General features: G+C 68.0%; 22 protein-coding genes. All 22 read left to right on the top strand.

Features of this window, described 5'->3' with window-relative positions:
* Positions 1-82: 82 nt before the first annotated feature.
* The gene (gene aceK / locus AC24R4_RS15990; RefSeq protein ID WP_400392432.1) at positions 83-1894 is read left to right on the top strand and encodes a bifunctional isocitrate dehydrogenase kinase/phosphatase; all 1812 of its coding nucleotides are present in this window, start codon (positions 83-85) and stop codon (positions 1892-1894) included.
* Positions 1891-2562: a carbonate dehydratase gene (gene can, locus AC24R4_RS15985; RefSeq protein WP_092600310.1), complete on the top strand. Its 672-nt coding sequence runs from the start codon at positions 1891-1893 to the stop codon at positions 2560-2562. The genes aceK and can overlap by 4 nt, the downstream gene beginning before the upstream one ends.
* A 42-nt stretch (positions 2563-2604) precedes the next feature.
* Positions 2605-3795 carry an acetyl-CoA C-acetyltransferase gene (locus tag AC24R4_RS15980; protein ID WP_400392435.1) on the top strand — a complete coding sequence of 397 codons (1191 nt, stop codon included), beginning with the start codon at positions 2605-2607 and terminating at the stop codon, positions 3793-3795.
* Between the two features lie 43 nt (positions 3796-3838).
* A complete protein-coding gene (locus AC24R4_RS15975) occupies positions 3839-4519 on the top strand; it encodes an SDR family oxidoreductase (protein WP_400392438.1) in 681 nt (226 codons plus the stop codon).
* 12 nt (positions 4520-4531) lie between these two features.
* A complete protein-coding gene (locus AC24R4_RS15970; protein ID WP_400392441.1) occupies positions 4532-5662 on the top strand; it encodes an acyl-CoA dehydrogenase family protein in 1131 nt (376 codons plus the stop codon).
* A 51-nt stretch (positions 5663-5713) separates the two neighbouring features.
* Complete coding sequence (locus tag AC24R4_RS15965; RefSeq protein WP_400392444.1) at positions 5714-6373, top strand: 2-hydroxychromene-2-carboxylate isomerase; 660 nt, start codon at positions 5714-5716, stop codon at positions 6371-6373.
* Positions 6370-7056, top strand: a complete 687-nt coding sequence (locus AC24R4_RS15960; RefSeq protein ID WP_400392447.1) for an HAD family hydrolase — start codon at positions 6370-6372, stop codon at positions 7054-7056. The genes AC24R4_RS15965 and AC24R4_RS15960 overlap by 4 nt, the downstream gene beginning before the upstream one ends.
* The gene (locus AC24R4_RS15955) at positions 7053-7487 is read left to right on the top strand and encodes a YchJ family protein (protein ID WP_400392450.1); all 435 of its coding nucleotides are present in this window, start codon (positions 7053-7055) and stop codon (positions 7485-7487) included. The genes AC24R4_RS15960 and AC24R4_RS15955 overlap by 4 nt, the downstream gene beginning before the upstream one ends.
* A gap of 70 nt (positions 7488-7557) precedes the next feature.
* Positions 7558-9165, top strand: coding sequence for a carboxyl transferase domain-containing protein (locus AC24R4_RS15950; protein WP_400392452.1), 1608 nt, complete (start codon positions 7558-7560; stop codon positions 9163-9165).
* A gap of 48 nt (positions 9166-9213) precedes the next feature.
* On the top strand, positions 9214-10140 hold the full coding sequence (locus tag AC24R4_RS15945; RefSeq protein WP_400392455.1) for a dienelactone hydrolase family protein: 927 nt from the start codon (positions 9214-9216) through the stop codon (positions 10138-10140).
* A 23-nt stretch (positions 10141-10163) separates the two neighbouring features.
* A complete protein-coding gene (locus AC24R4_RS15940; RefSeq protein ID WP_400392456.1) occupies positions 10164-10952 on the top strand; it encodes an enoyl-CoA hydratase/isomerase family protein in 789 nt (262 codons plus the stop codon).
* Between the two features lie 464 nt (positions 10953-11416).
* Positions 11417-12787 (top strand): adenosylmethionine--8-amino-7-oxononanoate transaminase, encoded by a 1371-nt coding sequence (gene bioA / locus AC24R4_RS15935; RefSeq protein WP_400394567.1) that lies wholly within the window; start codon positions 11417-11419, stop codon positions 12785-12787.
* Entirely contained in the window at positions 12777-13997 is a 1221-nt protein-coding gene (bioF, locus tag AC24R4_RS15930; protein WP_400394565.1) for an 8-amino-7-oxononanoate synthase, read from the top strand. The genes bioA and bioF overlap by 11 nt, the downstream gene beginning before the upstream one ends.
* The gene (gene bioD, locus AC24R4_RS15925; protein WP_400394564.1) at positions 13994-14743 is read left to right on the top strand and encodes a dethiobiotin synthase; all 750 of its coding nucleotides are present in this window, start codon (positions 13994-13996) and stop codon (positions 14741-14743) included. Before bioF ends, bioD begins: the two co-directional genes overlap by 4 nt.
* 37 nt (positions 14744-14780) lie before the next feature.
* The gene (bioB, locus tag AC24R4_RS15920) at positions 14781-15821 is read left to right on the top strand and encodes a biotin synthase BioB (RefSeq protein WP_400394562.1); all 1041 of its coding nucleotides are present in this window, start codon (positions 14781-14783) and stop codon (positions 15819-15821) included.
* Positions 15822-15887: 66 nt separating this feature from the next.
* Positions 15888-17939, top strand: a complete 2052-nt coding sequence (locus tag AC24R4_RS15915; protein ID WP_400394560.1) for an acetyl/propionyl/methylcrotonyl-CoA carboxylase subunit alpha — start codon at positions 15888-15890, stop codon at positions 17937-17939.
* A 526-nt stretch (positions 17940-18465) separates the two neighbouring features.
* Positions 18466-19407, top strand: coding sequence for a 2-hydroxyacid dehydrogenase (locus AC24R4_RS15910; protein ID WP_400395815.1), 942 nt, complete (start codon positions 18466-18468; stop codon positions 19405-19407).
* A 65-nt stretch (positions 19408-19472) separates the two neighbouring features.
* A complete protein-coding gene (locus AC24R4_RS15905; RefSeq protein WP_153946128.1) occupies positions 19473-20405 on the top strand; it encodes a hydroxymethylglutaryl-CoA lyase in 933 nt (310 codons plus the stop codon).
* 18 nt (positions 20406-20423) lie between these two features.
* On the top strand, positions 20424-20927 hold the full coding sequence (locus AC24R4_RS15900; RefSeq protein WP_400395817.1) for a YbaK/EbsC family protein: 504 nt from the start codon (positions 20424-20426) through the stop codon (positions 20925-20927).
* Positions 20924-21175, top strand: a complete 252-nt coding sequence (locus AC24R4_RS15895) for a DUF1289 domain-containing protein (RefSeq protein WP_400395819.1) — start codon at positions 20924-20926, stop codon at positions 21173-21175. The genes AC24R4_RS15900 and AC24R4_RS15895 overlap by 4 nt, the downstream gene beginning before the upstream one ends.
* Positions 21172-22125: an MBL fold metallo-hydrolase gene (locus tag AC24R4_RS15890; protein WP_487523337.1), complete on the top strand. Its 954-nt coding sequence runs from the start codon at positions 21172-21174 to the stop codon at positions 22123-22125. Before AC24R4_RS15895 ends, AC24R4_RS15890 begins: the two co-directional genes overlap by 4 nt.
* A 2-nt stretch (positions 22126-22127) precedes the next feature.
* A complete protein-coding gene (locus AC24R4_RS15885; RefSeq protein ID WP_487523336.1) occupies positions 22128-22679 on the top strand; it encodes a GNAT family N-acetyltransferase in 552 nt (183 codons plus the stop codon).
* Positions 22680-23150: the final 471 nt, after the last annotated feature.

Raw genomic sequence — 23150 nt, 5'->3', positions numbered from 1 at the left:
ATGACTCCCGGGGGTCGCTCCCGAACGCCGTTACAATTTCGACTGCCAGCCGTCTCTCGCGCCCGTCCGGAACCTTCGCGTCATGTCCCACTTCCCCAAGCTGCTCGCCTCGCAGATTGCCTACGATGTGGCGCGGACCCTGCTCGACGGATTCGACAAGCACTACCGGCTGTTCCGCGAGGCCGGCGTCACGGCCAAGGCGCGTTTCGAGGCCAGCGACTGGCACGGGCTGCAGGCGCTGCAGCGCGACCGCATCGCGTTCTACAACGACCGGGTGCACGAGGCCGTGGTGACGCTGCAGGACGAATACGACGCCGAGCAGCTCGACGACGATATCTGGCAGCAGATCAAGCTGCACTACATCGGCCTGCTGACCAACCACCACCAGCCCGAACTGGCCGAGACGTTCTTCAATTCGGTCTGCACGCGCATCCTGCACCGGTCGTACTTCAACAACGACTTCATCTTCGTGCGTCCGGCCGTCTCGACCGAGTACATCGAGAACGAGGAATCGCCCACCCGGCCGACCTACCGGGCCTACTACCCGGGCAGCCGCGAGGGCATGGCCGCCTGCTTCGAGCGGATCGTCCACAATTTCCAGCTCGATACGCCGTTCGAGGACCTGAAGCGCGACGTCGGCTATGTCCTGCGCGCGCTCGACGCGCATGCCGGCGAATTCCGCGTGGCGCCCAATTTCCAGGTGCATACGCTGTCGTCGCTGTTCTTCCGCAACAAGACCGCGTTCATCATCGGCCGGGTGCTGAACGGCGACCAGACCTATCCGATGGCGATTCCGGTGATCCACGGGCCGTCCGGCAAGCTGGTCCTCGACACCGTGCTGCTGCGCCCGGAACAGCTGCTGGTGCTGTTCTCGTTCGCGCATGCCTATTTCCTGGTCGACATGGAAATCCCGTCGGCCTACGTGACCTTCCTGGCCGACCTGCTGCCGCGCAAGTCGCGCGCCGAGATCTACACGTCGCTGGGCCTGCAGAAGCAAGGCAAGAACCTGTTCTACCGCGACTTCCTGCACCATCTGCAGCATTCGTCGGACAAGTTCGTCGTGGCGCCCGGCATCCAGGGGCTGGTGATGCTGGTGTTCACGCTGCCGTCGTTCCCCTACGTGTTCAAGGTGATCCGCGATGCATTTCCGCCGCCCAAGGAAACCACGCGCGCGCTTGTGAAATCGAAGTACCAGCTCGTGAAGCAGCACGACCGCGTGGGCCGCATGGCCGACACGCTCGAATACTCGAACGTGGCGTTCCCGCTGTCGCGCTTTGACGATGCGCTGCTGCGCGAGCTGACCCGGCACGTGCCGTCGATGCTCGAATACCAGCGCAGCAGCGACGGCAGCGACGAAATCGTGGTGCGCCACCTGTATATCGAACGGCGCATGACCCCGCTGAACATCTGGTTGCACGAAGGCACCGACGCCCAGGTGGACCACGGCATCCGGGAATATGGCGACGCCATCAAGGAGCTGATCGCCGCGAACATCTTCCCGGGCGACATGCTCTACAAGAACTTCGGCGTCACCCGGCACGGCCGCGTGGTGTTCTACGACTACGACGAAATCGAGTACCTGACCGACTGCAATATCCGCCGCGTGCCCGAGCCGCGCAACGAGGAAGAGGAAATGTCCGGCGAGGTGTGGTACACCGTACATCCGCACGACATCTTCCCGGAGACCTATCGCACGTTCCTGCTGGGGGACCCGCGCGTGCGGGCCGCGTTCCTGCGGCACCATTCCGATTTCTTTGACGCCGCCATGTGGCAGCAACACAAGGACCGGCTGCTGGCCGGCCATGTACATGACTTCTTTGCCTATCCACAACAAGAACGCTTCATCCATCGCTACGGCGCAGCTCCAACCGACGACGCAAGGAGGGCAGCATGAGTGATGCCATCGCCCAATTGTTCCGCAACAATCGCGAGTGGGTGGATCGCGTCAACGCGGAAGACCCGACATTCTTCACGCGCCTGGCCAACCAGCAGGCGCCCGAATACCTGTGGATCGGCTGCTCCGATTCGCGCGTGCCCGCCAACCAGATCCTGGGCCTGGCACCGGGCGAGGTGTTCGTACATCGCAATATCGCCAATGTGATCTCGCACAGCGACCTGAACGCGCTGTCGGTGATCCAGTTCGCCGTGGAAGTGCTGAAGGTGCGCCACATCACCGTGGTGGGCCACTATGGCTGCGGCGGCGTGAAGGTGGCGCTCAAGCGCGAGCGCGTGGGCCTGTGCGACAACTGGCTGCGCCACGTGCAGGACGTGGCCGACAAGCATTCGGCCTACCTGGGCACCGTGCTGCGCGAGGACGACGCCCACACGCGCCTGTGCGAGCTGAACGTGATCGAGCAGGTCAACAACATCTGCCAGACCACCGTGCTGCAGGACGCCTGGGACCGGGGGCAGCAGGTGACGGTGCACGGCTGGATCTACGGCGTGTCCGACGGCCTGCTGCGCGACCTGGGCATGGCCGCCAGCAGCAACGAGGAACTGCAGACGCAGATTGCCGCGGCCCTGCAGCAATACGGCGATCCGCCACAAGCATCGATTCGCTGAAGTACTACGACTGAAGCCCACCTGCTTCGAGGAGACACAGACATGCAACACCCGAACGACCCGATCGTCATCGTTTCCGCGGCGCGCACCCCGATGGGTGCGTTCCAGAGCGAACTGAGCAGTCTGACCGCGCCGCAGCTTGGCGCCGCCGCCATCCGCGCGGCGGTGGAGCGGGCCGGCATCAAGCCGGAGCAGGTGCAGGAAGTGGTATTCGGTTGCGTGCTGCCGGCCGGGCAGGGGCAGGCGCCGGCCCGCCAGGCGGCGCTGGGCGCGGGTCTGCCGCTGGACGTCGCCTGTACCACGGTCAACAAGATGTGCGGCTCGGGCATGCGCGCGGCCATGTCGGTCTACGACGGCCTGCTGGCCGGCTCGTTCGACATCGCCGTGGCCGGCGGCATGGAAAGCATGACCAACGCGCCGTACCTGATTCCGAAGGGCCGGGGCGGCTATCGCATCGGCCACGGCATGATCTACGACCACATGATGCTGGACGGGCTGGAAGACGCCTACGACAAGGGCCGCGCCATGGGCACCTTCGGCGAGGACTGTGCCGCCAAGTACCAGTTCACGCGCGCGCAGCAGGATGCCTTCGCGATGGAATCGGTGCGCCGCGCCCAGCGTGCCACCGAGGGCGGCGATTTCCGCTGGGAGATTACCCCGGTCACGGTGTCGGGCAAGGGCGGCGACACGGTCATCGATACCGACGAAGGCCCGCGCCGCATCAAGGTGGACAAGATTCCGTCGCTGAAGCCGGCCTTTGCCAAGGACGGCACGATCACCGCCGCCTCGTCTTCGTCGATCAACGATGGCGCCGCCGCGCTGGTGATGATGCGCGAATCCACCGCGAAGCAGCTGGGCCTGGTGCCGGTCGCGCGCATGCTGGGCCATACGTCGCACGCACAGGCGCCGGGCTGGTTCACGACCGCGCCGGTGGAGGCCATCGCCAAGCTGTACCGCAAGCTGGACTGGACCACCGACAGCGTGGACCTGTTCGAGATCAACGAAGCGTTCGCCGTCGTACCGATGGCTGCCATGCACGACCTCAAGATTCCGCATGACAAGGTCAATATCCATGGCGGGGCCTGCGCATTGGGCCATCCGATCGGCGCCTCGGGCGCGCGCATCATGACCACGCTGATCGGCGCGCTGCGCAAGACCGGCGGCAAGCGCGGCGTGGCCAGCCTGTGCATCGGCGGGGGCGAGGCCACGGCCGTCGGCATCGAAATCGTCTGATCGACACACGCCACAGCAAACGACAACGAGAAGGAGTCTCGCCATGCCTGCCGCGCTCATCCTTGGGGCTTCCCGGGGTCTCGGCCTTGAATTCGTCCGGCAGTACCGTGCCGATGGCTGGCGCGTGGTGGCTGCCGCGCGCAGCGCCGACGGCGTGGCGGCGCTCAAGGCGCTGGGCGCCGAAGCCCACCAGCTTGACCTGACCGACGCCGGTGCGGTGGCGGGGCTGGGCTGGAAGCTCGATGGCGAGTCGTTCGACGTGGCGATCTACAACGCCGGCGTGATCGGCCCGCGCACCGAGGGCGCGCAGCCCATCGCCCAGCCCGAATTCGACGCCGTGATGCACACCAACGTGCTGGGGCCGATGATGGCGCTGCCGCTGCTGCTGCCGTTCGTCGAGACCGGCAACCACGGCCGGGGCGGCGTGCTGGCCGTCCTGTCGTCGAAGATGGGCAGTATCGGCGGCATGGACAGCAATGGCGCGTGGATGTACCGCGTCAGCAAGGCGGCGGCCAACGCGGTGCTCAAGGGCGTGTCGCTGGATGCCCGCCACGCGATCTGCGTGGCGCTGCATCCGGGCTGGGTGCAGACCGACATGGGCGGCCCGAACGCCGACCTGACGCCGCAGCAGAGTGTGGCCGGCATGCGCCGCACGCTGGCTGGCCTGACGCACAACGACAACGGCAGCTTCCACAACTACGATGGCACGACCATCCCCTGGTAAGGACCGACGCTCATGCTGCTGACCCCCGAGCAGGAAATGATCCGCGACGCCGTGCGGCAGTTCGCGCAGGAAGTCATCGCGCCGCAGGCGGCCCAGTGGGACCGCGACAAGACCTTTCCCAAGGACGTGCACAAGGAACTGGCCCGCCTGGGCGCCTACGGCGTGGCGGTGCCCGAGGCACTGGGCGGCGCGGGGCTCGACTACCTGTCGCTGGCGCTGATCCTGGAAGAGATCGCGGCCGGCGACGGCGGCACGTCCACCGTCATCAGCGTCAACAACTGCCCGGTGTGCAGCATGCTGATGGCCTTCGCCAACGACGCGCAGAAGCAGCGTTGGCTGGTGCCGCTGGCCCGTGGCGAGATGCTGGGCGCGTTCTGCCTGACCGAGCCGCATGTGGGCTCCGATGCCTCGGCGCTGCGCACCACGGCCACGCGCGATGGCGATCACTACGTGCTGAACGGCGTGAAGCAGTTCATCACCAGCGGCAAGCATGCCGACGTGGCGATCGTGATGGCTGTGACCGACAAGGCGGCCGGCAAGCGTGGCATCAGCGCCTTCCTGGTGCCGACCCGCACGCCGGGCTACATCGTCGCCCGTCTGGAAGACAAGCTCGGACAGCATTCGTCCGATACGGCGCAGATCGTGTTCGAGGACTGCCGCATTCCGGCCGACTGCCTGCTGGGCGAGGAAGGCGCCGGCTACAAGATGGCGCTGTCGGGGCTGGAAGGCGGCCGCATCGGCATCGCGTCGCAGAGCATCGGCATGGCGCGCGCCGCGTTTGACGCCGCGCTGGCCTATGCCAAGGAGCGCGAGAGCTTCGGCCAGCCGCTGTTCCAGCACCAGGCCGTGCAGTTCCGCCTGGCCGACATGGCCACCCGGATTGACGTGGCGCGGCAGATGGTGTGGCACGCGGCATCGCTCAAGGACGCCGGCCGGCCCTGCCTGAAGGAGGCCGCCATGGCCAAGCTGTTCGCCAGTGAAATGGCCGAGCGCGTCTGCTCGGACGCCATCCAGGTGTTCGGCGGCTACGGCTATGTGAACGATTTCCCGGTCGAGCGGATCTATCGGGATGTGCGGGTGTGCCAGATCTACGAAGGCACCAGCGACATCCAGAAGATTCTGATCGCCCGCGCGCTTGGATGACAGACCAGCCGTTCCCCCAAACCGTCGCCCCCTGAACCGGAGCCACCCGCGATGACCGCACCGATCGATTTCTACTTCGACTTTTCCTCGCCCTACGGCTACTTCGCCAGCACCCGCATCGACGAACTGGCCCAGAAGTATGGCCGGGGTGTGATGTGGCATCCGGTGCTGCTGGGCGTGGTGTTCAAGACCACCGGCTCGTCGCCGCTGCCGTCGATTCCGCTCAAGGGCGAGTACTGCTGGCGCGATTTCGAGCGCACCGCGCAGTTCCACGGCATCGAGTACAAGCGCCCGACGCACTTCCCGCTGCCGACGCAGCACGCCGCCCGCGCCATGCTGTGGCTGCAGAACCACCACGGCGCCGACCTGGCGGCCGCGTTTGCCAAGGCGGTGTACCGCGCGCTGTTCGTCGACGACCTGAACATCGCGGAGCCGGCCGAACTGGCGAAGCTGGCCGAGGCGCTGGGCGTCGATCCGGTGGCGATGAACGAAGGCGCCACGAGCTACCCGATCAAGGACCAGCTCAAGGCCGAGATCGACGTGGCGATGGCCAAGGGCGTATTTGGCTCGCCGTTCGTGATCATCGACGGCGAACCGTTCTGGGGCTTCGACCGTTTCGATCAGATCGAGGCCCACCTGAAAAGCCGGCGGCAGACCGAACTGCGCGCCGTCGGCGGCAACGAACTCAACAAGGAAAAGAAACCCGCATGACCGCAGCAAACCAGGCCGCACGCTTCGATTGCGTGATCTTCGACTGTGACGGCGTGCTCGTCGACAGCGAGCCGATCGTCCATCGCGTGCTGAACCGCGTGCTCAACGAGCTTGGCATCGAGATCACGCTGGAGGAATCGATGAAGTGGTTCCTCGGCCGCGCGGTGCGCGACGAGCTTGGCAATATCGAGGCGCGGCTCGGCAAGCCGCTGCCGCGCAATTTCCTGTCCGAATGGTTCGTGCGCCGCGATGCCGCGCTGATCGAGGAACTGGAAGCGGTGCCGCATATCCGCCAGACGATCGAGGCAATCAAGGCAAGCGGCCTGCCGGTGTGCGTGGCATCGGGCGCGGACCGCATCAAGGTCAAGCTCCAGCTGACGCATACCGACCTGCTGGGGCTGTTCGTCGATCCGCACGACCAGCGCGAGCACATCTTCTCGGCCACCGAAGTCGAGCACAGCAAGCCCGCGCCGGACGTCTACCTGCTGGCCGCACGCACGATGGGCGTGGAACCGTCGCGCTGCGCCGTGGTGGAAGACAGCCCCACCGGCGCCACCGCCGGCGTGGCGGCGGGCATGACCGTGTTCGGCTATGCCGCGCGCACCGACGCCGACGAACTCCGGGCAGCGGGCGTAAAGACCATCTTCACCGACATGCGCGACCTGCCGGAGCTGATCGCATGACAAGAAAGCGCCAGTCCGGTGCCGGCGTGGAGCCTTGCCCGTGCGGCAACGGCGCCTACGCCACATGCTGCGGCCGTTTTCATCGCGGCGAGGCGGTGCCGCCCACGGCCGAGGCGCTGATGCGCTCGCGCTACAGCGCCTATGTGCTGGGCGACGAAAGCTGGCTGCGCCAGACCTGGCATGTGTCGACGTGTCCGGAGGACCTGTCGGCCGATGCCGGCACGCGCTGGCTCGGGCTGACGGTGAAGTCCCACGCGCAGCAGGACGACACGCACGCCACGGTGGCCTTCGTGGCGCGCTACAAGGTGGGCGGGCGCGCGCACCGGCTGGAAGAGCTGAGCCGCTTCGTCTTCGAGCCGCGCGAGCCCGGCACCCCGGCCCGCTGGCTCTACGTGGATGGCGACCTGAAGGAACAGGAAGGAAAGGAATGACGTGCGGCGCCCGCGCGGCGCACGTTACCGGCTGAACTGGCACGACAAGCAAGAGAACACAGGAAGAGACATGCCCACGCTGGAAACCAAACTGAACGCACGCTCGGAATCGTTCAAGGCCAATGCCGAGGCCATGCAGGCGCTGGTGGCCGACCTCAGGCAGAAGATCGCCAGGCTGGCCGAAGGCGGCGGCGAGGACGCCCGCGCCAAGCACCTGGGCCGTGGCAAGCTGCTGCCGCGCGACCGCGTGCAGCAACTGCTCGATCCGGGCACGCCGTTCCTGGAGCTGTCGCAACTGGCCGCGTACGACATGTACGACAATGCCGCCCCGGGCGCGGGCGTCATCACCGGCATCGGCCGCGTGGCCGGCCAGGAGTGCGTGATCGTCTGCAACGACGCCACGGTCAAGGGCGGCACCTACTACCCGATGACGGTCAAGAAGCACGTGCGGGCGCAGGAGATCGCCGAGCAGAACAACCTGCCGTGCATCTACCTGGTGGACTCCGGCGGCGCGAACCTGCCGAACCAGGACGACGTGTTCCCCGACCGCGACCACTTCGGCCGCATCTTCTACAACCAGGCGAACCTGTCGGCCAAGGGCATCCCGCAGATCGCCGTGGTGATGGGCTCGTGCACGGCCGGCGGCGCCTATGTGCCGGCGATGAGCGACGAGTCGATCATCGTGAAGAACCAGGGCACGATCTTCCTGGGCGGCCCGCCGCTGGTGAAGGCCGCCACGGGCGAGGAAGTCAGCGCCGAAGACCTGGGCGGTGCCGACGTGCATACGCGGCTGTCCGGCGTGGCCGACTACTTTGCGCAGAACGACCACCATGCGCTGAGCCTGGCCCGCAATATCGTGCAGCACCTGAACCGCCGCAAGCCGGACCAGATCCGCCTGCACGAACCCCAGGAGCCGCTGTACCCGGTGGAAGAACTCTATGGCGTGATCCCCACCGACACGCGCAAGCCGTACGACGTGCGCGAGGTCATCGCGCGCATCGTCGATGCATCGGAATTCGACGAATTCAAGGCGCGCTACGGCACCACGCTGGTCTGCGGCTTCGCGCGGATCTGGGGCTACCCGGTGGGCATCATCGCCAACAACGGCATCCTGTTCTCGGAGTCGGCGCTCAAGGGCGCGCACTTCATCGAACTGTGCTGCCAGCGCAAGATCCCGCTGGTGTTCCTGCAGAACATCACCGGCTTCATGGTGGGCCGCAAGTACGAGAACGAAGGCATCGCCCGCAACGGCGCCAAGATGGTGACGGCCGTGGCCACCGCCCAGGTGCCCAAGTTCACGGTCATCATCGGCGGCTCGTTCGGCGCCGGCAACTACGGCATGTGCGGCCGCGCCTATTCGCCGCGCTTCCTGTGGATGTGGCCGAACGCGCGCATCTCGGTGATGGGCGGCGAGCAGGCGGCCAGCGTGCTGGCCACGGTGCGCCGCGACGGTATCGAAGCAAAGGGCGGCCAGTGGAGCGCCGACGACGAAGAAGCGTTCAAGGCGCCGATCCGCGACCAGTACGAGCGCCAGGGGCATCCGTACTACGCCAGCGCGCGGCTCTGGGACGATGGCGTCATCGACCCGGCGCAGACGCGCACCGTGCTGGGCCTTGGTCTTTCCGCCAGCCTCAATGCGCCGATTGGCGACATGAAGTTCGGCGTGTTCCGCATGTAGTTTTTTTGATTGGCTGATCGGTTTTTTTCTGGAAGGTTGGTTGTTGTCATGTCCCGAGTTGTCCCCACCACCTGCCGCGCAGTGGTTGCGCTGGCCGCGCTGGCCTTCACCATCGGGTGCGGCCCGGCCATCGCGCAGGTGGCGATGCCGGCGCAGTCGGTCGAGCAGGTGGTGATGGTGCCGAAGGTGGGGGTGGACGCCACCGTCGACCTGGAAACCACGATCTTCCGGCCGGCCGGCGAAGGACCGTTTCCGATGGTGGTGATCAACCACGGCAAGGCGCCGGGCAAGCCCGCGTTCCAGGGCCGCGCGCGCTTTGCGGCGCAGACCGCCGAGTTCGTGCGGCGCGGCTATGTGGTGGCACTGCCGATGCGGCAGGGGTTTTCGAAGTCGGGCGGCCAGTACGTGGGCGGCAGTTGCGACGTGCGCCGCAACGGCATGATGCAGGCCGAGGATGTGGTGGCCGCGCTGGACTACCTGGTGCAGCAGCCCTATGTCGATGCCACGCGCATCGTCGTCATCGGCCAGTCGCATGGCGGGCTGTCGACCATGGCGCTGTCGGCCATCGGCTACCCCGGCGTGGTGGGCGTGGTCAATTTCGCGGGCGGCCTGCGCAACGACAACTGCGTGGGCTGGGAAAACAACCTGATCGACGCGTTTGGGGATTACGGGCGCGGGGCGCGTTATCCGTCGCTGTGGATCTACGGCGACAACGACAGCTACTGGCCGTGGCCGCTGCCCGAGCGCATGTTCAACAGCTACAAGGCCAACGCGAGCGGGGCGGCAAAGGATGCGCGCTTCGTCGATGTGGGCGAGTTCGACGGCGATTCGCACCGCCTGTTCAGCAACCGCGCGGGCGTGGCGGTGTGGCTGCCGGCGGTGGATGCGTTCTTCCGGCAGCTGGGTCTGCCGTTCGACGAGATACCCGAACGGACCCAGCCCGCCAGATCGAAGACCGCCGGCCAGACATCCTGACAATCGAAGAACCCGGAGGAGACATGCAATTCACGACGCTTTCAGTGACCGCCGAGCGCCATATCGCCACGGTCACGCTGAACCGGCCCGATGTCCGCAATGCGTTCAACGAGACGGTCATCGCCGAACTGACCGGCGCCTTCCGGGCGCTGGGCGACACCCCCGAGGTGCGCGCGATCGTGCTGACCGGCAACGGCCCGGCCTTCTGCGCCGGCGCCGATCTGAACTGGATGAAGAAGATGGCCGGCTACTCGGACGACGAGAACCGTGCCGATGCGCTGACGCTGGCGCAGATGCTCCACACGGTCTGGGTCTGCCCCAAGCCGGTGATCGCACGCGTGCAGGGCGACACCTACGCCGGCGGCATGGGCCTGGTGGCCACCTGCGACATCGCGGTGGCGTCGGCCACGGCCAACTTCTGCCTGTCCGAGGCGAAGCTGGGCCTGCTGCCGGCCACGATCAGCCCGTATGTGATCCGCGCGATGGGCGAGCAGGCCGCGCGCCGCTACTTCATCACGGCCGAACGCTTCGACGCCGCCGAGGCGCTGCGCCTGGGCTTCCTGCACGCGGTGGTGCCGCCGCAGGACCTGGACGAAAAAGTGGCCGAGATTGCCGCCACGCTTGCCGCCAACAGCCCCAACGCCGTGCGCGAAAGCAAGCGACTGGTGCAGGAAGTGGCGGGGCGCGAGATCGACAGCGACCTGCTGGCCGACACCGCCAACCGCATCGCCGCCATCCGCGCGTCGGAAGAAGGACGCGAAGGCGTACGGTCGTTCCTGGAAAAGCGCGCCCCATCGTGGAAGCCGCAGTAGGGGGATGGCACATCTGCTCCCCTCTCCCACTTGTGGGAGAGGGGTTGGGGGAGAGGGCGAGCCGCTCAAGATTCGACGGTGGCAATTTGAACCGCAATGCCCTCTCCCCCGCCCCTCTCCCGCTGTGCGGGAGAGGGGAGAACACGAGCAGCGTTTCATCGCCACATTTTTTTAACCCCCATTTACCAGACGTTACCCGCGAGAAGCAGGATTCCAGGTGCCATGCGCGGCACGGCAGCCGGCAACATCGCGCTATTTCGCTCAACCTGACGCCAACGCGCTGACAGCGCCTGGTTTGCCAAGACAAGACGGACCTTCCTAACATGAGCCTCCCCAATCCGCCCGCAGCCCCAGCGCGTCCCGGCCTTGCCGTGACCGGCGCCGGCATGGGCGGACCTGGCAATCAAAGGAGGGTCCCCTTGACACATCCTGTCCCCAATCCCGCCGGCGCAGCAGCCGATGACATGACGCTCGCGGCACGCAGCCAGCGGGCTGTCTGGCATCCGTGTACGCGCCTGCGCCCCGATGCGGCTGCCAATGAGCCGCCGCTGGCCATCGCCCGTGGCGAAGGGCCGTGGCTGATCGATGCCGATGGCCGCCGCTATTTCGACGCCATCAGCTCGTGGTGGGTCAACCTGTTCGGCCACGCCAACCCGGCGATCAACGCCGCGCTGGTCGCGCAGCTGAACACGCTCGAACACGTGATGCTGGCCGGCTGCACCCACGCGCCGGCAGTGGAACTGGCCGAACGGCTCGAAGCATTGACCGGCGGCGCGCTGGGCAACGCGTTTTATGCGTCCGATGGCGCCTCCGCCGTGGAAATCGCGCTCAAGATGAGCTTCCACTACTGGCGCAACACGGGCCTGTCGGCCAAGCGCGAGTTCGTGTGCCTGCGCCATGGCTACCACGGCGAAACCGTGGGCGCGCTGGCCGTGACCGACGTGGAGATCTTCCGCGACGCCTACGACCCGCTCACGCGCCGCGCCCATGTGGTGATGTCGCCCGATGCCCGGCAGGCCGGTCGTGGCGAATCGGCCGCCGAGGTGGCCCGGCGCGCACTGGCCGAACTGGAAACCCTGCTGCGCGAGCGTGCCGGCCAGATCGCCGCGCTGATCGTCGAGCCGCTGGTGCAGGGCGCCGCCGGCATGGGGATGTACGACCCGTCGTACCTGGAAGGCGCCCGCGCGCTATGCGACCGCTACCGCGTGCACCTGATCGCCGACGAGATTGCTGTAGGCTGCGGCCGCACCGGCACGTTCTTCGCCTGGGAGCAGGCCCGCGACGGCGATCCGGTTCCGGCGCATGCCTGGCCCGACTTCCTGTGCCTGTCCAAGGGCATCACGGGCGGCTACCTGCCGCTGTCGCTGGTGCTGTCGCGCCCGGAAATCCAGCGGGCCTTTGTGGCCGACGACATCGCGCGCAGCTTCCTGCATTCGCACTCGTACACGGGCAATCCGCTGGCCTGCCGCGCCGCGCTGGCCACGCTGGACCTGTTCGATGCCGACGACGTGCTGGCCCGCAACCGCGAGCGCGCGCAATGGCTGGCTGACGCGATGGCCGGCATTGCCGCCGATGCCCGCGTGACCCACGTGCGTCAGCGCGGCATGATCTGGGCCGCCGATATCGAGCCGGAGGCGGCCGGCGCCGACTTTGCCGCGCGCTTCCACCTGGCCGCGCGCGAACGCGGCGTGCTGGCGCGGCCCATCGGCAATACGCTGTACGTGATGCCGCCCTATGTGTTCGACGCCGCGCTGGCCAACTGGCTCGGCGCGCAACTGCTGGACACGCTGCAGGCAGTGCTGGCACCCGCCGAGGAGGCCCGCCATGCTGCTTGACCACCTGAAACGCGCGGCCGCCGAGCGCGAAGCGCAGTCGCTGACGCGCCGTCGCCGCATCGCGCATACGGCCTGCGCCCCGCACCAGTCGGTCGGGGCCGTCGGTGCCACGCCCACGCCGCTGCTGACCTTCTGCAGCAACGACTACCTGGGCCTGGCCAACCACGCGTCGATCGCCCACGCGCTGGCCGAGGGCGCGCACCGCTACGGCGCCGGCAGCGGCGCCTCGCACCTGGTCAGCGGCCACTCGCTGGCGCACGCCGAGCTGGAACACGCGCTGGCGCGCTGGCTGGCGCCCTATATCCCGCAGGCGCAGGCGCTGTACTTCTGCGCCGGCTACATGGCCAACCTGGCGGTGCTGACGTCGCTGGGCACGGCCGAGGCCACGCTGTTCTGCGAGACGCTCAACCATGCGTCGCTGATCGATGGCGCGCGGCTGGCCCGTGCCGACGTGCAGCGATATCCGCACGGCGACACCCAGGCACTCGGTGCGCTGCTGCAGGCGAGCCAGAGCAGGCTGAAGCTGATCGTCACCGACAGCGTGTTCAGCATGGACGGCGACCTCGCGCCGCTGGCCGCGCTGCTGGCACTGGCCGAGCGCCACGACGCCTGGATCATCGTCGACGATGCGCACGGCTTCGGCGTGCTGGGCGACAACGGCCACGGCGTGCTGGAGCATCTGGGCCTGCGCTCGGAACGGCTGATCTATATCGGCACGCTGGGCAAGGCCGCCGGGGTGGCCGGTGCCTTCGTGGCGGCGCACGAGACCGTCATCGAACACCTGGTCAACACGGCGCGCCCGTACATCTATACGACGGCCGCGCCGCCGGCCGTGGCGCACGCGCTGCTGACCAGCCTGGAAATCATCGCCGGCGACGAAGGGCGCCGCCGCCGCGCGCACCTGGCCGGACTGATCGCGCAATTGCGCCAGGGGCTGGCGACGCTGGCCGCGCAGGCCGGCTGGACGCTGGGCGACAGCGATACCGCGATCCAGCCGCTGATCGTCGGCGATAACGCCGCATCGCTGGCGCTGTCGGCGGCGCTGGAAGCCGATGGCATCCGCGTGGGCGCGATTCGGCCGCCCACGGTGCCGGCCGGCACGGCGCGGCTGCGCATCACGCTGTCGGCCTCGCATACGGCCGCCGACGTGACGCGCCTGCTCGACGCCATCGCGCGCGCCATGCCGCGCCGGCACAAGGAGGCCGCATGATCGCCAACAAGCCTGAACGCTTTGCCTGCTTCGTCACGGGCACCGACACCGGCGTGGGCAAGACCCACGCCACCGCCACGCTGCTGCACGCCTTGTACGGGGCCGGCTACAGCACGGTGGGCATGAAGCCCGTGGCGGCCGGCGGCGAGTGGCTCGACGACCGCTGGCAGAACGACGATGTCGATCAGCTGCGCGCGGCGGGCTCGGTGATCGTGCCGCAGGAAGAGATGTGCCCGTTCTTCTTCCGCACGCCGGCATCGCCGCACCTGGCCGCTGCGCTGGAAGGCGAGCGCATCACGCGCGGGCCGATCCGCGCCGCCTTCGATTCGCTGTGCACCAGGGCCGATGCGGTGGTGGTGGAGGGCGTGGGCGGCTTTGTCGTGCCGCTGGACGTGGGCGCGGTGCGCTGGAATACCGCCGACCTGGCCGTGATGCTGGACCTGCCCGTGATCCTGGTGGTGGGGGTGCGGCTGGGCTGCCTCAGCCACGCCATGCTGACCGCCGAGGCGGTGCGCGCACGCGGCCTGAAGCTGGCCGGCTGGATCGCCAACCGCATCGACCCGGACATGCTGCTGCTCACCGAGAACATCGTCACGCTGCAGGACGCGCTGGACGCACCGATGCTGGGCGAGCTGCCCTGGCAGGTGGCGCCGGCCGTCGCCGCCCAACACCTGGACCTTGCGCCGCTGCTGGCCAGCATGCCGCCGGTTGCACCGTCCAACCTTGCCGCGCCGCGTCACGCCTGACCCGCGCATCGTGAAACCGAATACGACTTCCCAGAACATGACCCAAATCGCTGAAACCCAGACCGTCGCCACCATCTCCGCCGAAGCACTGCGCCAGTCGGCCCGCAACATCGCCGCCGCCGCACCCCGGGAGGGCGACGCCTGGCGCGTGGACGACGTGGCCGCGCTGTTTGCGCTGCCGTTCAATGACCTGCTGTTCCGTGCGCAGCAGGTGCATCGCGAGAACTTCGACGCCAACACGGTCCAGCTGTCCACGCTGCTGTCGATCAAGACCGGCGGCTGCGAGGAAGATTGCGGCTACTGCCCGCAGAGCGCGCACCATGACGCCGGCGTGACGGCCGAGAAGCTGATGGACCTGGAGGCCGTGCTGGACGCCGCCCGGTCCGCCAAGGCCAACGGCGCCACGCGCTTCTGCATGGGCGCCGCCTGGCGCAGCCCGAAGGACCGCCATCTGGAGCCCGTGATCGACATGGTGCGCGAGGTGAAGGCGATGGGCCTGGAAACCTGCGTGACGCTGGGCATGCTCAAGGCCGAACAGGCGCAGCGCCTGAAGGACGCGGGCCTGGACTACTACAACCACAACCTCGATACGTCGCCCGAGTTCTACGGCAAGATCATCACCACGCGCACGTACCAGGACCGCCTGGACACCATCGGCCATGTGCGCGATGCGGGCATCAACGTCTGCTGCGGCGGCATCGTGGGCATGGGCGAAGCGCGCGAGGCGCGGGCCGGCCTGATCGCGCAGCTGGCCAACATGGACCCGTACCCCGAGTCGGTGCCCATCAACAACCTGGTGCAGGTGGAGGGCACGCCGCTGGCGGGCACCGAAGCCCTGGACCCGTTCGAGTTCGTACGCACGATCGCCGTGGCACGCATCACGATGCCGCGCGCGATGGTGCGCCTGTCCGCCGGCCGCGAGGCCATGGACGAAGCGTTGCAGGCGCTGTGCTTCATGGCCGGCGCCAATTCCATTTTCTATGGCGAGAAGCTGCTGACGACCGGCAACCCGCAAGCCGAGCGCGACCGCGCCCTGCTGGCACGTCTCGATATCCGCACCGAAGGTTACGCGGGGTAAGCGACGTACAACCTGCCGATCGGAAGGAGCCTGGCTCGCCTTGACCCGGAGACAAAGGGAGGAGCCATGTTCAACAAGATCCTGATCGCCAACCGTGGCGAGATTGCCTGCCGTGTGGCGGCCACGTGCCGCCGGCTCGGCATTCGTACGGTGGCCGTCTATTCCGACGCCGATGCCGACGCGCGTCACGTCGCGTTCTGCGACGAAGCCGTGCATATCGGCGGTGCGGCCGCGCGCGACAGCTATCTGCGCGCGGACCACATCATCGAGATGGCAAAGGAGACCGGCGCCCAGGCCATTCACCCGGGCTACGGCTTCCTGTCGGAGAACGAAGACTTCGCGCGCGCCTGCGCCGAGGCCGGGCTGGTGTTCATCGGCCCGCCGGCGGATGCCATCCATGCGATGGGCAGCAAGAGCGCGGCCAAGCAGCTGATGGAAAAGGCCGCGGTGCCGCTGGTGCCCGGCTATCACGGCGAAGACCAGGATGCGGCGCTGCTGCGGCGCGAGGCCGACCGCATCGGCTATCCGGTGCTGCTCAAGGCCAGCGCCGGCGGCGGTGGCAAGGGCATGCGCGTGGTGGAGGCGGGTGACGGCTTCGAGGCCGCGCTGGCGTCGGTCAAGCGCGAGGCGTCGGCCAGCTTTGGCGACGACAAGGTGCTGGTCGAGAAATACCTGACGCGCCCGCGCCATATCGAAATCCAGGTGTTCGCCGACACGCAGGGCAACTGCGTCTACCTGTTCGAGCGCGACTGCTCGGTGCAGCGCCGCCATCAGAAGGTGCTCGAAGAAGCGCCGGCCCCCGGCATGACCGAAGAGCGCCGCCGCGCGATGGGCGAAGCCGCCGTGGCCGCCGCGCGCGCCGTGGGCTACGTGGGCGCCGGCACCGTGGAGTTCATCGCCAACCAGGACGGTTCGTTCTACTTCATGGAGATGAACACGCGCCTGCAGGTGGAGCACCCGGTCACCGAAATGATCACCGGCCAGGATCTCGTCGAATGGCAGCTGCGCGTGGCGGCCGGCGAGCCGCTGCCGCTGTCGCAGGACCAACTGAAGATCGACGGCCACGCGCTGGAGGCGCGCATCTACGCCGAGAACCCGGACAAGGGCTTCCTGCCTTCGACGGGCACGCTGCGCTTCCTGCGCACGCCGCCGGCCGTGCAGTTCATGCGCGGCGGCGACGCCCATGGCCCGGCCGGCGTGCGCATAGACGCCGGCGTGCGCGAGGGCGACACCATCAGCCCGTTCTACGACCCGATGATCGCCAAGCTGATCGTCTGGGGCCGTGATCGCGACGAGGCGCTGTCGCGCATGGCGCAGGCGCTGGCCCACTATCACGTGGTGGGCCTGTCCACCAACGTGGCGTTCCTGCAGCGGCTTGTCAAGTCCGAGGCCTTCCGTACCGCCGATCTCGATACGGGCCTGATCGAACGCAACCAGACCGTGCTGTTCCCGCCGCAGAAGTCGGTCGGCATCGAGGCCATTGCACTGGCCGTGGCGGCGCTGCTCGAACGCGAGACGCGCGAGCGCCGCGTGGACGAGGCCGACCGCCACTCGCCATGGACCCACGCCGGCGGCTGGCGCCTGAACGCGCGCGACGTGCGCACGCTGTACTTCGAGGGCGCCGGCCACAAGCTGGAAGTGGTACTCAAGGGCGATGCGCGCGCGATACCGGATCAGCGCCGCAACACGCTGATCTACGCCGACCAGGCCGCCCCGTTCGCCTACACCTTCAACGCCGATGACATCCGTGTGGATCTGGGCACGCGCCGCACGCACGGCCAGGTGCACCTGGAGGGCGACACCTTCCACGTGTTCCACGCGGGCCGCCATACGGTGCTGGAGTGGCTCGATCCGCTGTCGCACGCCGGGGAAGCCGAGGGCGAGGGCGGCAAGCTGACCGCGCCGATGCCGGGCAAGGTCATCGCCGTGATGGTCGAGCCGGGTAGCAAGGTCACGCGCGGCACGCCGCTGCTGGTGATGGAAGCCATGAAGATGGAACACACCATCGCCGCCCCGGCCGACGGCGTGGTCAGCGAGGTGCTCTACGGCGTGGGCGAACAGGTGACCGAGGGCGCCCAGCTGCTGGCATTCGCGCAGGCGGAAGACGCGACGGCCTGACGGTTTGCTCCCCTCGCGCAGGCGGAAGACGCTGCTGCCTGACGGTTTGCTCCCCTCTCCCGCCTGGCGGGAGAGGGGCGGGGGGAGAGGGCGCGGCGGTGCAAAAGTCGACAAGTCGGCAAGCAGACCCTCGATGCCCTCTCCCCCCACCCCTCTCCCATTGCATGGGAGAGGGGTGCAAAACCGCCGGTCCAGACGCTGCTGCCCGACGGTTTGCTCCCCTCTCCCGCCTGGCGGGAGAGGGGCTGGGGGAGAGGGCGCGGCGGTGCAAAAGTCGACAAGTCGGCAAGCAGACCCTCGATGCCCTCTCCCCCCACCCCTCTCCCATTGCATGGGAGAGGGGAGCAAAACCGCCGGTACAGACGCGCCTGCCAAAGCCTCGATGCCCTCTCCCCGCTCGCATTGCATGGGAGAGGGGAGCAACACCGGGGCGCGCATCCTCCTGCCGGTAATCGCACACCCGCCCGACGGCGAAACCGAAAGCGCGCATAATCGTTGGCCTAACCCGTATAACGATGGAGTCGAGATGAAGTTGCAGCTGTACGTGCCGGATGGCCGCTACGCGCCGTGGATCGAGGGCTTTGCCGAAGTGTTGCCCGAAGCGCAATGCGTGACCTGGGAGGAAAGCCAGGGCCAGCGCGCGGACTACGCCGTGGTGTGGCGCCCGCCGCTGGAAATGCTGCGCGGCCGCACGGACCTGAAGGCGGTCTTCAATCTCGGCGCCGGCGTGGACGGCATCCTGCGCCTGCGCGACAACGACCCCGAGGCGCTGCCCGCTGGCGTGCCGATCGTGCGCCTGGACGACGCCGGCATGGCCGCCCAGATGAGCGAATACGTGGCCGCCGCCGTGCTGCGCTACTTCCGCAAGCTCGATGCCTACGCCGCGCAGGAACAGGCCGGTACGTGGAAATTCCTGAAGCCGCACCGCCGTGCCGATTTCACGATCGGCGTGATGGGCATCGGCACGCTGGGCTCGCACATCGCGCGCACGCTGGCCGGCTTCGGCTTCCCGGTGCGCGGCTGGAGCCGGTCGGCCAGGACGGTCGAGGGCGTGCAGTCGTTCCATGGCGCGGACGGCCAGGCGGCGTTCCTGGATGGCCTGAAGGTGCTGGTCAACGTGCTGCCGCTGACGCCCGACACCGAGGACATCATCGACACCGGCCTGCTGTACAAGCTGGCCAGGGGCGCCTACGTGATCAACGTGGCGCGTGGCCAGCACCTGGTGGAAGCTGACCTGCTGGCGGCGGTGCAGGACGGGCAGATCGCAGGCGCCACGCTGGACGTGTTCCGCACCGAGCCGCTGCCGGCCGAGCATCCGTACTGGCAGGAGCCGCGCATCACGATCACGCCGCATATTTCCGCGCTGACGCTGCGCGAGGACAGCATCGCGCAGATCGCCGGCAAGATCCGCCTGCTGGCGCAAGGCAAGCCGATTGCCGGCGTGGTGGACCTGCAGCGCGGCTACTAGACCACGGCCGGGCCAGGAACGCCACGGCGGCAGGACAAGAGGACAGAGGGACCGAGGAGACAACCATGACCATCCCCCAATACGTGAAGATCGTCGAAGTGGGGCCGCGCGACGGCCTGCAGAACGAGAAAGCGATGGTGCCGGCCGACGTCAAGGTGGCGCTGATCAACAAGCTGACCGACGCCGGCTTCGTCAATATCGAGGCCGCGTCGTTCGTGTCGCCCAAGTGGGTGCCGCAGATGGCCGATGGGGCCGAGGTGATGGCCCGCATCGAACGCCGGCCCGGCACGCTGTATTCGGTGCTCACGCCGAACATGAAGGGCTTCGAGGGCGCGGTGGCGGCCGGTGCCGACGAGGTGGTGATCTTCGGCGCGGCCAGCGAGGCGTTCTCGCAGAAGAACATCAACTGCTCGATCGCCGAATCGATCGCGCGTTTCGAGCCGGTGGCAGTCGCCGCCAAGGAGGCGGGCATCCGCCTGCGCGGCAGCATCTCTTGCGCGCTGGGCTGCCCGTACCAGGGCGAGGTGCCGGTGCATGCCGTGGTCGACGTGGTTCGCCGCATGCGCGAGCTGGGCTGCGACGAGATCGACATTGCCGACACCATCGGCGTGGGCACGCCGCTGAAGGTGCAGGAAGTGATGCGCGCGGCGTCGGCCGAATTCGCGATCGACCGGCTGTCCGGGCACTTCCACGACACCTACGGGCAGGCGCTGTCGAACATCCTGGCCAGCCTGGAAGTGGGCATCGCCATCTTCCACGCGTCGGTGGCGGGCCTGGGGGGCTGCCCCTATGCCAAGGGCGCCACCGGCAACGTGGCCACCGAAGACGTGCTGTACATGCTGCAAGGCATGGGCTTGCACACCGGCATCGATCTGGAGGCCGTGGTGCGGGCCGGCGACTATATCTCGCAGGCCATCGGCCGCGCCAACAGCTCGCGCGTGGGCAAGGCGCTGCTGACCAAGTGGGCGGCAGCGGCCGACGCCACGGTCTGTGTCTGAACCAGGAGAACAACAAGCATGAGCGAAAACCCGACGCTTCCCGAATCCGCGCAACGCGTGGCGGACCTGCTGGCCGGCATCGGCCACGACCGGCCGGTGGTGATGCTGCCGGCCACCGGCAAGACCTCGGCCGAGGCCGCTGCCGGCCTGGGCTGCACCGTGGCGGAGATCGCCAAGTCGATTATCTTCCGCCGCGTGGAGGACGATGTGCCGGTGATGGTGATCGCCAGCGGCAGCAATCGCGTGGACGAGTCGAAGGTGGAAGCCCGCGTCGGCAAGCTGGGCAAGGCCGACGCGAAGTTCGTGCGCGAGAAGACCGGCTACGCCATTGGCGGCGTCTGCCCGATCGGCCATGCGGTAAAGCCGGTGATGCTGCTGGACGCCGACCTGTTCCGGTACGACAGCGTGTGGGCCGCTGCCGGCCATCCCCATGCGGTGTTCAACCTGACGCCGCAACAGCTTCAGGCCATGACCGGCGCCGAAGTGGCCGACGTGGCGCAAGGCCCGCAGGCCCAGGCATGACGCCCGCCCGTCGCCGGCTGCTGGCTGACCTGTTGCGCGGTGCGGCGGCGGCGCAGATCGTGTCGCCGGTGCCGTCACCGTGCCGCAGCATCTGCAAGATGGACCGCGACAGCGGTTACTGCGAGGGCTGCCTGCGGACCATCGCCGAGATCGCCGCCTGGTCGGGTGCCGATGACGAAGAACGCCGCCGCGTCTGGGCCTTGTTGCCGGCGCGCGTGCCGCGGCTTTGCGAAGGCAGCGCGGCATGAGCGCGACGAGCGCGACGAGCGCGGGGGCGCCGTTGGGGCTGCCTGCCACGATGCGCGTCTTCGAACGCGGCTGGCTGTCCGCGAACAACGTGTTGTGGATCGATGATGCCACGCAGGACACCACGCTGGTCGATACCGGCTACGTCACCCATGCCGCCCAGACCGTGGCGCTGGTGGAAGCCGCGCTCGACGGCCGGCCGCTGCGGCGCGTGATCAACACCCATCTGCATTCCGACCACTGCGGCGGCAACGCGGCGCTGCAGCAACGCTGGCAACCGCGCACGGCCATCCCTGCCGCCGAGGCTGCGGCGGTCTCGGCCTGGGACACCGATGCGCTGACCTTCGACGCCACGGGCCAGCAGTGCGCGCGCTTCACGTTCGACGACGTGCTGCACGACGGCGACACGCTGCAGCTGGGCGGCATCGACTGGCACGTGATCGCCGCGCCGGGGCACGACCCGCACGCGGTGATGCTGTTCGCGCCGGCCGAGCGCATCCTGATTTCGGGCGACGCGCTGTGGGAAAACGGCTTTGGCGTGATCTTTCCCGAGCTTGACGGCGAAAGCGGGTTCGCCGAGCAGGCAGCGGTCCTGTCGCGGATCGACACGCTGGACGTCCGGCTGGTGATTCCCGGCCATGGCCGCCTGTTCGACGATGTGGCCGGCGCCGTGGCCCGTGCGCGAAGCCGGCTCGACTACCTGCGGGCCGATCCTCTGCGCAACGCCACGCATGCGATGCGCGTGCTGGCCAAGTTCAAGTTGCTGGAAGCCCAGGCGCTGCCGCGCGACGCCCTGTTCGCATGGTTCGCCGCCACGCCGCTGATGCAGCGCATGCATGCGCGCTTTACGCCTGGCCAGTCGCTGGAAGCGGTGTTCGACCAGACCCTGCAGGCGCTGGAGAAAGTGGGCGCGCTGCGGCGTGACGGCAACCTGGTGGCCAACCGGGACTGACCATGCAGCCGCTGCGCAGCCAGGCATTCCAGCTCAGGCCGTTCCGGGCCAGCGACGAGGCCCAGTTCGTGATGGCGGTGCGCGAGTCGATGCCGACGGTGGGGCTGTGGATGCCGTGGGCGCGGGCCGACTACAGCATCTACGATGCGCGCGAGTGGTTCGAGCGGTGCGCGGCGATGATGGACGAAGGGGCCGCCTACGATATCGGCGTGTTCTCGCCCGATGGCCGCGAGCTTTACGGCGGGGTGGCCATCAATCAGATCCGCCGCGAGGACAACACGGGCAACCTGGGCTACTGGATCCGGCAAAGCCAGCAGCACAAGGGGCTGGCTTCGGGCGCGGCGGCGATGATGGCCTGCTACGGCTTTCACACGCTCGGGCTCACGCGGCTGGAGATCGTGGCCGTCGAGACCAACCTCGCAAGCCGCGCCGTCGCCGAGAAGATCGGTGCCGCGTTCGAGTGTATCGCCCGCAATCGCCTGATCCTGCGCGGGCGGCCCGTGCCGGCGGCGGTGTATTCGCTGGTACCCGAGTCATTTTCGATAGGGCGATAGCGCCCGTGGCGCGTTCGCGCACTGCCGGTTTGCGCCCCTCTCCCATGCAATGGGATCGAGGCCCTGCTTGCCGACATGTCGTCAATGGAAGCGCCGCGCCCTCTCCCCCGGCCCCTCTCCCGCCTGGCGGGAGAGGGGAGCAAAAACCAAGCCGCCGCAATTGCGTCCGCACTCCGATCCGCAAGCTGCCAGGTTTGCTCCCCTCTCCCATGCAATGGGAGAGGGGTTGGGGGAGAGGGCATCGAGGCCCTGCTTGCCGACATGTCGTCAATGGAAGCGCCGCGCCCTCTCCCCCGGCCCCTCTCCCGCGATGCGGGAGAGGGGAGCAAACCAAGCCGCGGCAATTGCGTCCGCACCCCGATCCGCAAGCTGCCCGGTCGCAGCGTCCGCGTCCCGATCCGTACGCTGCGTCCGGGCAGTGGCGCGTTCGCGCACTGCTGGTTTGCTCCCCTCTCCCATGCAATGGGAGAG

The organism is Cupriavidus sp. CER-90, assembly GCF_057652055.1.
This window is presented reverse-complemented; position numbering and strand designations above follow the sequence as displayed.

Bases quoted from the DNA above. Each gene is read 5' to 3' on its own strand.
- bioF (WP_400394565.1), top strand. From the start codon at position 12,777: ATGCTGCTTGACCACCTGAAACGCGCGGCCGCCGAGCGCGAAGCGCAG.
- AC24R4_RS15965 (WP_400392444.1), top strand. From the start codon at position 5,714: ATGACCGCACCGATCGATTTCTACTTCGACTTTTCCTCGCCCTACGGC.
- AC24R4_RS15945 (WP_400392455.1), top strand. From the start codon at position 9,214: ATGTCCCGAGTTGTCCCCACCACCTGCCGCGCAGTGGTTGCGCTGGCC.
- AC24R4_RS15980 (WP_400392435.1), top strand. From the start codon at position 2,605: ATGCAACACCCGAACGACCCGATCGTCATCGTTTCCGCGGCGCGCACC.
- AC24R4_RS15955 (WP_400392450.1), top strand. From the start codon at position 7,053: ATGACAAGAAAGCGCCAGTCCGGTGCCGGCGTGGAGCCTTGCCCGTGC.
- bioB (WP_400394562.1), top strand. From the start codon at position 14,781: ATGACCCAAATCGCTGAAACCCAGACCGTCGCCACCATCTCCGCCGAA.
- AC24R4_RS15940 (WP_400392456.1), top strand. From the start codon at position 10,164: ATGCAATTCACGACGCTTTCAGTGACCGCCGAGCGCCATATCGCCACG.
- AC24R4_RS15975 (WP_400392438.1), top strand. From the start codon at position 3,839: ATGCCTGCCGCGCTCATCCTTGGGGCTTCCCGGGGTCTCGGCCTTGAA.
- AC24R4_RS15900 (WP_400395817.1), top strand. From the start codon at position 20,424: ATGAGCGAAAACCCGACGCTTCCCGAATCCGCGCAACGCGTGGCGGAC.
- AC24R4_RS15885 (WP_487523336.1), top strand. From the start codon at position 22,128: ATGCAGCCGCTGCGCAGCCAGGCATTCCAGCTCAGGCCGTTCCGGGCC.
- AC24R4_RS15915 (WP_400394560.1), top strand. From the start codon at position 15,888: ATGTTCAACAAGATCCTGATCGCCAACCGTGGCGAGATTGCCTGCCGT.
- AC24R4_RS15950 (WP_400392452.1), top strand. From the start codon at position 7,558: ATGCCCACGCTGGAAACCAAACTGAACGCACGCTCGGAATCGTTCAAG.
- aceK (WP_400392432.1), top strand. From the start codon at position 83: ATGTCCCACTTCCCCAAGCTGCTCGCCTCGCAGATTGCCTACGATGTG.
- AC24R4_RS15910 (WP_400395815.1), top strand. From the start codon at position 18,466: ATGAAGTTGCAGCTGTACGTGCCGGATGGCCGCTACGCGCCGTGGATC.
- AC24R4_RS15895 (WP_400395819.1), top strand. From the start codon at position 20,924: ATGACGCCCGCCCGTCGCCGGCTGCTGGCTGACCTGTTGCGCGGTGCG.
- AC24R4_RS15970 (WP_400392441.1), top strand. From the start codon at position 4,532: ATGCTGCTGACCCCCGAGCAGGAAATGATCCGCGACGCCGTGCGGCAG.
- AC24R4_RS15890 (WP_487523337.1), top strand. From the start codon at position 21,172: ATGAGCGCGACGAGCGCGACGAGCGCGGGGGCGCCGTTGGGGCTGCCT.
- bioD (WP_400394564.1), top strand. From the start codon at position 13,994: ATGATCGCCAACAAGCCTGAACGCTTTGCCTGCTTCGTCACGGGCACC.
- bioA (WP_400394567.1), top strand. From the start codon at position 11,417: ATGACGCTCGCGGCACGCAGCCAGCGGGCTGTCTGGCATCCGTGTACG.
- AC24R4_RS15960 (WP_400392447.1), top strand. From the start codon at position 6,370: ATGACCGCAGCAAACCAGGCCGCACGCTTCGATTGCGTGATCTTCGAC.
- AC24R4_RS15905 (WP_153946128.1), top strand. From the start codon at position 19,473: ATGACCATCCCCCAATACGTGAAGATCGTCGAAGTGGGGCCGCGCGAC.
- can (WP_092600310.1), top strand. From the start codon at position 1,891: ATGAGTGATGCCATCGCCCAATTGTTCCGCAACAATCGCGAGTGGGTG.